The organism is Streptomyces sp. NPDC002788 (assembly GCF_053592115.1).
This window is the reverse complement of sequence record NZ_JBSFVB010000008.1, coordinates 265,456-276,827: the sequence shown is the minus strand read 5'-3', so window position 1 is coordinate 276,827 and position 11,372 is coordinate 265,456. Positions and strand designations below refer to the sequence as shown.

Below are 11,372 nucleotides of genomic sequence, written 5' to 3'. Positions count from 1 at the left end.
AGTGGAGACACGGAGAGGGGCACGGCTCCGGCACCGGCGACACGGGGCGCCGGAACGGAGCCGGCCCGCGATCCGCTCCTTCCGTCGGCGGTGCCGGCGGGAGCGAGGCACGGGGGAGAACCGGGGGACGACCGGAACGGGGGTCCTGCGGGGGGACGTACGGGGGAGCAGGGAAGGCGCCGGTTCGAGGTGGCCCGCGGGGGACGCGGCCAGTTCGGACCGGCGCTTTCACCTGTGCACCGCGTGCGGTCAGCGGCAGCCGCTCACCCGTCCCTGCAGCAGCCGGGACAGCGCCGCGTGCACGTCGTCCAGGGAGCGCTCCGGCTGGAAGGACTTCCAGTCGAGGGCCGCCACCAGGACCATGCCGACCAGCGCGGACGCGGTCAGCGAGACGTCGATCTCCTCGCTGAACTCGCCACCCGTCACTCCATCGCGCAGGACGCCCTCCACGACCGCGACGGCCTGCTCCCGCACCACCATCAGCGTCGACTGCCAGGCCCGGTTGGTGCGCCACAGCTCCGCCACGTACAGCTGGGTGAAGGCCGGGTAGCGGTCGATGAAGACCAGACCCGCGCGGACCATCGCGTCCAGGGCGTCGACCTTGCTGCCGCCCTCCTTGGCGGTCCGCTCCGCCGCGTCGCGCAGGGATGCGGTGAGGAGACCGACCCCGTGCCGCAGCAGCTCCTCGAAGAGGACGGACTTGCTCGCGAAGTTGTAGTACACCGTGCCCTTCGCGACCCCGGCGCGCTCGGCGATCTCGTCCACGGTCGTGGCGGAGAACCCCTGCTCGGCGATGAGCGTGACGGCCGCCTCGTAGAGCTTCTGCCGGGTGGCCTCGCGGCGCGTGCTGCCGCCCGACGCGGCGCTGCTGCTTTCCATGGCCCTGATTGTCACAGGAACCCTTCCGGGGGATGTCACCGAAGGGCTCACAGGGTCAGCTCCGGGTGCAGCCGGTCCAGTGTCCACACCTGGCGCCGGCGGGCCGCCACGGCGGTCAGCGCGAGGGCACCGGCGGTGAACGCCGTCAGCACCACGCACGCCTGCCACACCGGTTCGAGACCACCGCCGGTGATGAGCCTGCGCAGAGCCTCGACGACGTAGCTCATCGGCAGGTAGGGGTGCAGCGCGTTGAAGAAGGCGGGGCTGGTCTGCACGGGGTACGTGCCACCCGCCGAGGTCAGCTGGAGCATCAGCAGGCCGAGGACGAGGATCCGGCCCGCCGCCCCGAAGCGCGCGTTCAGCCACTGCACGATCGCGGCGAAGCACGCCGTCACCAGGAACAGGAAGGCCACCGTCCCGGCCGCCCGCGCCATCTCCAGTCCGACCGCCCAGTGCAGCACCGACATCAGGGCCACCGTCTGCAGCACCCCGATCGCCACCACCGGCAGCCAGCCCGCCAGCGCGATCCGCCATGCCGGGGCGCCCGCGGCGAGGGCTCGCCGGTTCATCGGCGTGATCAGCATGTAGGCCACCATCGCGCCCACCCACAGGGACAGCGGGATGAAGTACGGGGCGAACCCGGTGCCGTAGTTGGGCGCCTTGTGCAGGTCCTGGGAGGCGAGCCGCACGGGGTCGGCCATGACCTCCGTGCGCCGGTCGCGGTCCTGCTCGTCGTAGTCGGGGATCCGCTCCGCCCCGTCGTGCAGGCCGCCGGCGAGCTTCCCGGAGCCGCCGACGAGCTTGAAGATGCCGCCGTTGAGGTCGTCAGCGCCCGTCTTCAGCTCGCCCACCCCCTTGTCCAGGTCGACGGAACCGGTCTTCGCCTTGCCTAGCCCCTGGTGCAGCGTCTTCGCGCCCGCGGCCACCTTGGCCGCCCCGTCGTTCAGCTTGTTGATCTTCCTGACCGCGTCGTCGAGGTCCTCGGAGAGGTGCGGCGCGCGGTCGGCGAGGGCCTGGGACTGCTTCTGCAGGGTGGCGAGGTTCTTGTCGAGCTTGTCCAGGTCGCCCTTCTGGTCCGCGATCAGCGTGTTGAGGTCGTCCGCGATGAGGGTCACGTCGGCGGCCGCGTCCTTGGCCTTCTTCAGGTCCGAGCAGGCCGCGTCGGGCAGGACGGGGTCCTCGCAGCGCCTGGCGTGGACGTCGGTCAGCGCGCCGGACGCCGCGCGGGCGCCCTCGGCGGCGGTCGGGGCCGTCTTCACCAGGGCGTCCAGGTGCTCGCGGATCACCCCGGAGGAGTCGGCCACCAGCTGGGCCGTGTCGCCGATGTTCTTCTCGTTGCCCTTGAGGAAGGGGCGGACCTTGCCGGCGGTGCCGTTGACCCTGTCGGCGAGCTTCTGCGTGCCGTCCGCGACCCCCTTGGAGCCGTCCTCCAGGGCGCCCGCGCCCTTGGTGAGCTTCCTCAGGGCCTCGGACAGCTCGCCGCTGCCGTCCTTGGCGTCCTGCAGGCCGTGGGCGAGGTCCTTGGAGCCCTTCTCGGCCTTGCCGATGCCGCCCTTGAGCTCGTCGGCGCCCTCCGCCGCCTTCACGGTCTTGCCGTGGATGTCGGAGAACGACACGAAGATCTTGTCCAGGAAGGACCGCGACGTCTTCGTGGACGCCGCCTGCCGCACCTCGCCGAAGACCGTCCGGGAGATCTGCCCGACGATGTAGTTGTTCGCGTCGTTCGTGCGGACCTGCAGGGCGCCGGTCTCCGGGGACTTGCCCGAGCTGGAGGCGATGCGCTCGCTGAAGTCGGTGGGCAGTGTGAGCGACAGGTAGTAGGTGCCGTTCTCGACGCCCTTTCGGGCCTCTGCGGCGCTCACCTCCCGCCAGTCGAAGGTCTTGCTGTCGCGCAGGCGCTCGGTGATGTCGTCGCCCGCCGTGATCCTCTTCCCGTCGGCGGTGGCGCCCTTGTCGTCGTTGACGAGCGCCACGGGGACGCGGTCCAGACGGCCGTACGGGTCCCAGAACGACCACAGGTACAGCGCGCCGTACAGCAGCGGCAGCACCAGCAGCGCGACCAGCGCGGCGCGCGGCAGCTTCCCGCGGCCGAAGCGGCGGAGCTCAAGCGCGGCCAGTCTCGGCGAGCGCATCGGCCTTCTCCTCTCCCCGGTCTGCCGTGTCGTCCTCGGCGTCCTGCCGGTCGTCCTCGCTGTCCTGGTCCGCGTGTGTGGACAGCCGGACGGCTCCCTCCGGTGCCTCGCTGCACACCGCCACCACCGTCGTCCCGGCGTCCGCTAGGGACCTGAGCAGGTCCCAGGCCTCCGCCCGCTCGCCGTCCGAGAGCTTGAGGTCGGTGTCGTCGACGCCGAGCAGCCGCGGCCGGCCGAGGAGCGCGAGAGCGATGGACAGCCGCAGCGCCTCCAGGCGCTCCAGATCGCGTACGGCCGTGCGGGACCCCTTGGGCAGCTTCCCCAGGTCCAGGCCGGTTGCTTCCAGTACCTCGTCGACGCGCTGCCCCCACTCGGCGGCCCGCTCGCTCCGGGGGCGCAGCAGTCCGCGCAGGGAGTCGCCGAACCGCCGCTGGAGCAGCGCCCGTTCCCGCAGGTGCTCGCCCACGGTCAGCGCCGGGTCGAGGTCGGTGACCCCCGGGACATGCGCCGGCGCGCTGAAGCGGCGCACCGCCGACAGCTGCTTCGGCAGTCGGGCGTCGCCCACGACGGCGGTGCCCTCCGTGACCTTCATCCGCCCCGTCAGCGCGAGCAGCAGGCACGTACGGCCGGACCCGGACGGGCCCTCGACCGCTACGAGCGATCCCGGCTCGGCGTCGACGGAGATCCCGCGGACCGCCCACCCCCGCGGCCCCTTGATCCCGAGGCCCTCGGCGGCGATCCGCACTCCTCCCGTCTGTTCCCCCACGAGACTCCCCTGAATTTGAACTGACTGGTCAGTACAAAAACTACTCCGAACCTACGAGCGAGGCAAAACCGCAGGTCAGATCGGATTGTCAGTGCCATACCTCACGATGGGTCACATACGGCCACTCCGTAACGGACGTGCCGTCACACAGACGACAGGAGGTTCGTCATGGCCAGCCACCCCGCAGCAGCCGCCCGCCGGCGCCGCGCCACCGGCCCTGCCCCCTCACTGACCGGCCCTGCGAGCGACGTCCACCCCGTGCTGCGCCGGGCCGCGGCCCCGCCCGCGGCCCTCGACCTGCTCGCCCAGGCGCGCTCGGGGCTCGACGAGGCCACCGTTCTGGAGACACCGAACGAGCGCTACGCGACGGCCCACCTCGCCGCCCTGCGCACCGCCGCAGCCGTGCTCGCCGCCCGCGGGCGGCCGGAGACCTCGCCCCGCGGCCGGGCCAAGATCCGGAGCGCCTGGGAAGTGCTCCCCGAGATCGCGCCCGAACTGACCGAGTGGAGCGCGCTCTTCGCCTCCGGCGCCCGGCGCCGCGCCCGCGCCGAGGCGGGCATCCGGGGCGCGGCCACCGGCAGGGACGCCGACGACCTGATACGGGACGTGGCGATGTTCCTCCGCCTCGTCGAGCGCATGCTGGTCCTCCAGCCGGTGCTCCCGCAGCCCCGGCCGGACCAGGACCGGCCGGAGAGGCCGGGCGCGGGGAGGGACATGCCGGACGCGGGCTGATCGAATGCCGACCTGGGGCCGGCGGTCCGGGTCCGTGCGGTGCCCTCCGGCCGTACCGGGGCCGGTCATGCCGACCGCCGCGGTCGAGGCAATAGGGTGGGGGACGCCTGAAGTCTTCCCTCCCCAAAGCCGGGGCCGGGGAAGACACCCCGTTCGCGCCGCCGTGCAAGAGGCGGTGCCGCGCCGAGGAGTCAACTGCCGTGTCGGACCCGATGCGCCCCCGCGCCTCACTCCGTACCGCCGTGGTCTGGGAGGTCCTCCAGGACGCCCTGGAACGCCGGGTCAAGGCCACGGGCCGGGAGTCGCTGGACGTCCTCGACACCGGAGGCGGCAGCGGCAATTTCGCCGTGCCCGCCGCCCGCCTCGGCCACCGGGTCACGGTCGTCGACCCCAGCCCGAACGCGCTGTTCGCCCTGGAGCGCCGCGCCGCCGAGGCCGATGTCGCCGACCGGGTGAAGGGCGTGCAGGGCGACGCCCACGGCCTCTTCGACGTGGCCGAGCGCGGCGGTTACGACGTGGTGCTGTGCCACGGCGTCCTGGAGTACGTGGACGACCCGGCCGAGGGTGTCCGCAACGCGGTGGCCGCCCTGCGCTCGGAGGGTGTCCTCAGCCTGCTTGCCGCCGGTGTCGGCGGTGCCGTGCTCGCACGGGCCCTCGCGGGGCACTTCAAGGAGGCCCGGCAGGCGCTCGCCGACCCGAACGGACGATGGGGCTCGGGTGACCCCGTGCCGCGCCGCTTCACCGCCGAGCAGCTCACGGAACTGGTCGAGGGCGCGGGCCTCCGGGTCGGGGCCGTGCACGGCGTGCGGGTCTTCGCCGACCTCGTGCCCGGCGTCCTCGTGGACACCGAGCCCGGAGCGCAGGAGGCGCTGCTGAAGTTGGAGGAGGCCGCGGCCGAGCTCCCGGCCTTCCGCTCGGTGGCCACGCAGCTCCATGTGCTGGGTGAGACCGGCGGGACCGGTGAAGCCGGTGGGGTCGGCGAGACCGGCGGGACTGCCGGGAACTGAGCCGCCTCGTGAGGCACGGCCGCTGATCAGCGGCTTGACTGTGCATGGAGTACGCCACAGGCCACCCGAATGGGGGCTTCGCGCCGTATGATCGAGGGAGACCGTTCCGGCATGACGGGTCGGCCGCCGGGGAATGGAAGCCTCAGCGAGCCGGACGTCCATGGCGGGTGCCGGTTGGCCAATTGGCGCAGAGGGGCGGGTTTCACGGGGGCGATTCCCTGCCTATCCTGAAGAGACCCCCCGGGTCGCCCCCGGCGACTGCACGATGAGGAGGACTCCGTGCCGCTCTCGGAGCACGAGCAGCGCATGCTCGAGCAGATGGAGCGAGCGCTGTACGCCGAAGATCCCAAGTTCGCGTCGGCGCTCGAGGGAAGCGGGCTGCGTACGTACACCCGGCGGCGGGTCTACCAGGCGGTCGCGGGCTTCCTCGTAGGTATTGCGCTCCTCATGGCCGGTATGGTCGCCAAGCAGGTCTGGCTCAGCGTCGTGGGCTTCCTCGTCATGCTGGGCTGTGCGGTGCTCGCAGTGACCGGCTGGCGCAAGGCCCCCAAGCCGGGCGAACAGGCCGCCGGTGCCGCCGGAGGGCCGCAGGCCCGTCGTCAGGCCCGACAGCGGCGCTCCATGATGGACCGCATCGAACAGCGCTGGCAGAAGCGCCGCGACGAGCAGGGCGGCCATTAGCCCCTCCCGCTCGCGACGAGCAGGACGGCCATTAGCCCCTCCCGCAGCCTCTCCAGGACTACACCGTCCGTCAGGGGGTGACCACCGAGTCGGTGGTCACCCCCTGACGCATCCCTGCCGACGCCGTGGGGCGCACCTGGTCCTGGCCGTGCCCGCCGCCGGCGAGCGCGGGCACCCGGGGCAGGGCGGCAGCACGGGCACCGCAGGGCGGCAGCACGGGCATCGGCGGGACGACGGCCCGCACGACGGCCCGCTCCGACCAGCCGGAGCCGGACGCGGCAAGGCCGGTCGGACGCAACCCCGTCCGACCGGCCCGGGCCGTACCGGCCTCACTCAGCTCTGCTGTCCCGACGTCTTCCGCCATGTCGGCCGCAGTGCCAGGGCCCGCTCCCGCACCCCCGACCACCACGCCGACGCCGCCCACACCACACGCACGGTGGAGCGGGGGACGAGGAGTGCTCGCAGTCCGGTGGTGCGGCCGGCCCCGGCGCTGAGACCCGCTGCCGCACGGCGGACGTCCTCCGTGAGGCCTGCCGTCGGGCGGGGGTGGGGTGCGTAGAGGACCTGCTCCACCGCGTTCGCCACCCGGTGCACCGAGGCCGCCGCCGTCGCGTCGAGGTCGCCCAGCCGGACGATGCGGGCGGCAGCCTTGCGCGGGGTCCGGGACTCGTCCGGCGCGATGCCGAAGTCCCACGCCGTGTCGGTCAGCTCCTGCCAGACGGCCAGGGTGTGCAGCGCCGCGTCCGCCTCACTGCGGCCGTGCGCCCCGAGCCGGACCGTGCGGGTCCGCAGCCGCCACAGCATCGGTGCCAGAGGCAGCGCCAGGGCGGCGAGACCGGCCAGCGCCCAGCCAAGGAGCGCGTACCACTTCGGGCCGTCGTCGTCCGTGGGCAGCGCAGCCTGCGGGGACTCGCTCGCGCACCCGCCGTCCAGCTTCTTCTGCTCCGGCGTGCAGCTCTCGCTCCGCGAGGGCGCCGCGGACGGCGCGGCGGACGCCGACTGCGACGGGCGGGACGCCTCCGGCACCGAGCTGTCGGGGGTGTCCGGCAGGGTGTAGGACGGCATCGAGCCGCGACTCGGAGTCGGCTCGAAGCGCGTCCATCCCACACCCTCGAAGTACAGCTCGGGCCAGGCGTGCGCGTCCCGCAGCCCCACCGACACCGAGCCGTCCGCCTGCTGCGAACCCGGCGCGAAGCCCACCGCGACCCGGGCCGGTATGCCCAGGGAACGGGCCATCGCCGCCATCGCGAACGAGAAGTGCACGCAGAAGCCCTGCTTGTCCTTGAGGAAGCGGGCGATCGCCTGCGAGCCGCTGCCGACCTGTACCTGCGTGTCGTACTCGAAGCCGCCGGTCACGGCGAACCAGTCCTGCAGCTTGACCGCCTGGTCGTACGGGTCGGCCGCGCCCGCGGTGACCTGGCGGGCGGTGCGGGACACCACCGACGGCAGTGAGTCGGGCAGCTCGGTGAAGTCGCGCAGGACGTCCGCGGGCGGCGGCCCTGCCGAGGCCAGCTGCTTGGCTGTCGGCTGCACGTCCAGGCTCTTGACCTGGTACGTCAGTCCGCGTGTGTTCTGTCCGTGGTCGCCGACCAGCGTCATGCCCACGGGCTCGTAGCGCCAGTTGCCACTGATCCGCACGCCGCTCGGCGGGTACGGCATGGGCAGCCAGTCCTGGGCGTACCAGTCGGCCGCCGAGATCGTGGTGTCGACCTCCGTGCGCTTCACATCGGGGCCGAGGCCGGCCGGCGTCGGGAAGGTGCCGTCGGGGACGGCGGTGATCGACCGGCGGGACGGCTTCCACGTGGTGCCGTCGAAGTCGTCCAGGGACACGATCCGCAGGTACAGGTCGGAGACGTCCGGCATCTTGGTCCGCACGGACAGGACCTGCCGGTCCTCGTCCGCGTTCAGGTTGTCCCGCAGCGACACCAGAGGGTTCACGGCGGAGATCGTGCCGCCGCCGCCCGTGCCGCCGCCCGCGCCCGCTCCCACGGAGCTCAGCAGGCCGCCGTTCATCGCGGGCAGGCCGAGCGGCACCACGAGGGCGATGCCCAGCGCCACCACGCCTATGCGCCGGCCGGTGCGGACCGGGGCGGCCGCGCCGCTCGGCTCCCCTCCGGCCGCGGGCCGGCCGCCGCCGAAGACCCGGCCCCACTGGGAGACCCGGTCCCGGCCCTCGGCCAGCAGCAGCATCAGATAGCCGGCCGCCGCCACCACGAACCACAGCCAGTCCGTGCCGTCGGACAGTCCCGCGGCCACCGAGTACAGAGCCAGCAGCGGCAGCCCGGCCGGGGCGGCGCTGCGGAAGGTCACCGCGAGGGCGTCCACCAGCAGCCCGACGACCAGCACTCCGCCGATGAGTATCAGCCGGATGCCGTCGGACCCCAGGGGTGCCGGGATCGCGTACCGCGCGATGTCGTCGCCGCCTTGCTGGAGAAGGAACGCGAACCGGTCGAAGGCCTGCGGCCCGGGTATCAGCCCGACGATGGCCTGCTCGCGGGCGAACAGGAAGGTCAGCAGCACGACCGTGACCACGGCCTGCACCGCCACCGTGAGCGGCCTGGCCAGCGGCACCCTGCGGGCCGCGGCACCCGCGCCCGCCTGCACGGCCAGCAGGAACGCCGTCTGCACGATCCAGGTGGCCGGCTTGACGAGGGGCAGCAGGGCGCACGCGGCCATCAGCGTGGCCGCCCACGCGCCCAGCGTCAGTCGTACCCGCCCGCTCATCACGGCCCCTCCCCGCCGCTCGCGGCGGCCAAGCCCCGGCGCTCCCGGTCGGCCTGCCGCCACAGCTCGTCCACGGAGGCGCCCCGCGGCACGCCCAGGGCCGTCCAGCCCGCCTCGCGCAGCATGCGCAGCCGCTCCCCGCTTGTGTCCAACGGGCCCGGCACGTCGCTCGGTTCCCGCGTCCAGGTGGCACTGTCCAGCACGAAGGCGACCGCGCCCGGGCTGCGCTGCCGCATCCTGCCCAAAACGGCGGCCTGTTCCTCGTCCAGATCACCGAGGAAGGCCACCAGCAGCCCCTCGTTCCCGCCGCGCAGCACGTCGTAGGCCGGGGACAGGCCGGCACCGTCGGAGTGGTCGATCACCGCAAGGGTGTCCATCATCAGCCCGGCCGCGTCCGCCGACTCCTGGCTCGCGCCGGCGAAGCCGTCACCGCCCTCACCGGGCACCGCGTTGCCGGTGTCCGTCAAAAGCCGTACCGAGAAGCCCCGTTCGAGCATGTGCACCAGCACGGACGCGGCGCCCGCCACGGCCCACTCGAAGGCCGAGTCGGGGCCCGCGCCCCGGTAGGCGGTGCCCCGGGTGTCGAGCAGCACCGTGCAGCGGGCGCGCTGCGGCTGCTCCTCGCGGCGCACCATCAGCTCGCCGTACCGGGCCGTGGAGCGCCAGTGCACCCGGCGCAGGTCGTCGCCGTAGCGGTATCCGCGCGGGATCACGTCGTCCTCGCCGGCCAGCGCGAGCGAACGCTGCCGCCCGTCGCCGTACCCCCTCGCCTCGCCGCTCAGGCGCACCGGCGCCAGCGGCTCCACCCGCGGGATCACCGTCAGGGTCTCGTGCGTCGAGAAGGACCGGGTCAGCTCGCACATGCCGAACGGGTCGGTCAGGCGCAGTTGGAGCGGCCCCAGCGGGTAGCGGCCGCGCAGGTCGGAGCGGACCCGGTAGGACACCTCGCGCCGGCCTCCCGCCTCGACCCGGTCGAGCACGAAGCGGGGCCGGGGGCCGAGCACGTACGGCACCCGGTCCTGGAGCATCAGCAGGCCCGTGGGCAGCCGCGAGACGTTGTCCATCCGCAGATGGACCCGCGCCTCGCTGCCGGCGGGCACGCGCGCGGGGGAGAGGCGGCGGCTGCCCGCGACCCGGTAGCGCGTGCGGTACAGCACCGCCGCGCACACCAGCGGCAGTACGGCCAGCAGCAGGCCCACGCGCAGCAGGTCGCTCTGACCGAGCACGTAACTGCAGACCGCGGCCGCGACGCCGGCGGCCAGGAAGGAGCGTCCGCGGGTGGTCAGACCGGCCAGGGCGGTGCGGATGCCGCCCTTCTCGCCCCGGTCGGCCTCCGTCTGCCCCGCCCCCGCGGTGGTCATCACAGCCTCCGCGGCGGGTGCGAGGGGTACGCCGGCGCGGTCCGGCCCACGGCGCCGAAGCCATTGTGCTGCGGCGCCGACGGCACCGGGGTGCGCTGCAGGATGTCCTCGACGACCTGTTCGGCCGTGCGTCGGTTGAGCTGGGCCTGGGCGGTGGGCAGCAGGCGGTGGGCCAGGACGGCGACGGCGAGGGCCTGCACGTCGTCCGGCAGCGCGTACTCCCGGCCGCTGAGGGCCGCGGACGCCTTCGCCGCGCGCAGCAGATGCAGCGTCGCGCGCGGGGAGGCACCCAGTCTCAGATCGGGGTGGGTGCGCGTGGCGCCGACCAGGTCGACCACGTAGCGCCGGACCGGCTCGGCCACGTGCACGCCGCGCACCGCCTCGATCAGCTTGAGGATCTCGTGCGCGTGGGCCACGGGCTGGAGGTCCTCCAGCGGTGAGACGCCGCCGTGCACGTCCAGCATCTGCAGTTCGGCCTCCGCGCTGGGGTAGCCGACCGAGACCCGGGCCATGAAGCGGTCGCGCTGGGCCTCCGGCAGCGGGTAGGTGCCTTCCATCTCGACCGGGTTCTGCGTCGCCACCACCATGAAGGGGCTGGGCAGCTCGTAGGTCTGGCCGTCGATGGTGACCTGGCGCTCCTCCATGGACTCCAGGAGCGCGGACTGGGTCTTGGGGGAGGCGCGGTTGATCTCGTCGCCGATCACCACCTGCGCGAAGATCGCGCCCGGCTTGAACTCGAAGTCGCGCCGCTGCTGGTCCCAGATGGACACCCCGGTGATGTCCGACGGCAGCAGGTCGGGCGTGAACTGGATCCGTCGCACCGAGCAGTCGATGGACCGCGCCAGCGCCTTGGCCAGCATCGTCTTGCCGACACCCGGGACATCCTCGATCAGCAGATGTCCCTCGGCGAGCAGTACGGTCAGCGAGAGCCGTACGACCTCGGGCTTGCCCTCGATCACGCCTTCCACCGAATCCCGCACGCGCTCCACCACGGCGGTCAGATCAGTGAGGCTCGCTCGATCGTCATAGGTCGTCACCCGGCCCTCCTCGGCCTTTCCCCTGCTCCCAGGGAGCAGGGGATACCCCAATT

General features: G+C 73.1%; 10 protein-coding genes. 3 read left to right on the top strand and 7 right to left on the bottom strand.

All coding sequences use genetic code 11. From position 1 onward, the window contains the following. Nucleotides 1–249: 249 nt before the first annotated feature. Genes ACWD1U_RS17545 through ACWD1U_RS17535 form a run of 3 tightly spaced genes read right to left on the bottom strand, consistent with a single transcriptional unit; the run spans nt 250 to nt 3,777 of the window. Entirely contained in the window at nt 250–879 is a 630-nt protein-coding gene (locus ACWD1U_RS17545) for a TetR/AcrR family transcriptional regulator (protein ID WP_451108383.1), read from the bottom strand. Nucleotides 880–926: 47 nt separating this feature from the next. After that, complete coding sequence (locus tag ACWD1U_RS17540; protein ID WP_451108381.1) at nt 927–3,011, bottom strand: YhgE/Pip family protein; 2,085 nt, start codon at nt 3,009–3,011, stop codon at nt 927–929. Continuing rightward, nucleotides 2,983–3,777 carry an ATP-binding cassette domain-containing protein gene (locus ACWD1U_RS17535; protein ID WP_451108380.1) on the bottom strand — a complete coding sequence of 265 codons (795 nt, stop codon included), beginning with the start codon at nt 3,775–3,777 and terminating at the stop codon, nt 2,983–2,985. The genes ACWD1U_RS17540 and ACWD1U_RS17535 overlap by 29 nt, the downstream gene beginning before the upstream one ends. A gap of 168 nt (nt 3,778–3,945) precedes the next feature. Here ACWD1U_RS17535 and ACWD1U_RS17530 point away from each other — a divergent pair, with 168 nt between their 5' ends. From ACWD1U_RS17530 to ACWD1U_RS17520, 3 genes are all read left to right on the top strand, one after another. Continuing rightward, nucleotides 3,946–4,509 (top strand): SAV_6107 family HEPN domain-containing protein, encoded by a 564-nt coding sequence (locus ACWD1U_RS17530; RefSeq protein WP_451108379.1) that lies wholly within the window; start codon nt 3,946–3,948, stop codon nt 4,507–4,509. 200 nt (nt 4,510–4,709) lie between these two features. Continuing rightward, the gene (locus ACWD1U_RS17525; protein WP_451108377.1) at nt 4,710–5,516 is read left to right on the top strand and encodes a class I SAM-dependent methyltransferase; all 807 of its coding nucleotides are present in this window, start codon (nt 4,710–4,712) and stop codon (nt 5,514–5,516) included. Between the two features lie 279 nt (nt 5,517–5,795). After that, on the top strand, nt 5,796–6,197 hold the full coding sequence (locus ACWD1U_RS17520) for a DUF3040 domain-containing protein (RefSeq protein WP_451108375.1): 402 nt from the start codon (nt 5,796–5,798) through the stop codon (nt 6,195–6,197). Between the two features lie 70 nt (nt 6,198–6,267). Here ACWD1U_RS17520 and ACWD1U_RS17515 read toward each other — a convergent pair whose 3' ends face one another. From ACWD1U_RS17515 to ACWD1U_RS17500, 4 genes are read right to left on the bottom strand one after another with little or no spacing between them, the layout of a single operon-like run. Next, nucleotides 6,268–6,561 carry a hypothetical protein gene (locus ACWD1U_RS17515; RefSeq protein WP_451108374.1) on the bottom strand — a complete coding sequence of 98 codons (294 nt, stop codon included), beginning with the start codon at nt 6,559–6,561 and terminating at the stop codon, nt 6,268–6,270. Beyond that, entirely contained in the window at nt 6,531–8,921 is a 2,391-nt protein-coding gene (locus tag ACWD1U_RS17510; RefSeq protein ID WP_451108372.1) for a transglutaminase TgpA family protein, read from the bottom strand. Before ACWD1U_RS17510 ends, ACWD1U_RS17515 begins: the two co-directional genes overlap by 31 nt. Further along, a complete protein-coding gene (locus tag ACWD1U_RS17505; protein WP_451108370.1) occupies nt 8,921–10,282 on the bottom strand; it encodes a DUF58 domain-containing protein in 1,362 nt (453 codons plus the stop codon). Before ACWD1U_RS17505 ends, ACWD1U_RS17510 begins: the two co-directional genes overlap by 1 nt. Next, entirely contained in the window at nt 10,282–11,319 is a 1,038-nt protein-coding gene (locus ACWD1U_RS17500) for an AAA family ATPase (RefSeq protein ID WP_451108369.1), read from the bottom strand. Before ACWD1U_RS17500 ends, ACWD1U_RS17505 begins: the two co-directional genes overlap by 1 nt. Nucleotides 11,320–11,372: the final 53 nt, after the last annotated feature.

Coding starts and splice junctions, on each gene's coding strand:
- ACWD1U_RS17515 (WP_451108374.1), bottom strand. CDS start 6,561: ATGGCGGAAGACGTCGGGACAGCAGAGCTGAGTGAGGCCGGTACGGCC.
- ACWD1U_RS17540 (WP_451108381.1), bottom strand. CDS start 3,011: ATGCGCTCGCCGAGACTGGCCGCGCTTGAGCTCCGCCGCTTCGGCCGC.
- ACWD1U_RS17545 (WP_451108383.1), bottom strand. CDS start 879: ATGGAAAGCAGCAGCGCCGCGTCGGGCGGCAGCACGCGCCGCGAGGCC.
- ACWD1U_RS17510 (WP_451108372.1), bottom strand. CDS start 8,921: ATGAGCGGGCGGGTACGACTGACGCTGGGCGCGTGGGCGGCCACGCTG.
- ACWD1U_RS17505 (WP_451108370.1), bottom strand. CDS start 10,282: ATGACCACCGCGGGGGCGGGGCAGACGGAGGCCGACCGGGGCGAGAAG.
- ACWD1U_RS17530 (WP_451108379.1), top strand. CDS start 3,946: ATGGCCAGCCACCCCGCAGCAGCCGCCCGCCGGCGCCGCGCCACCGGC.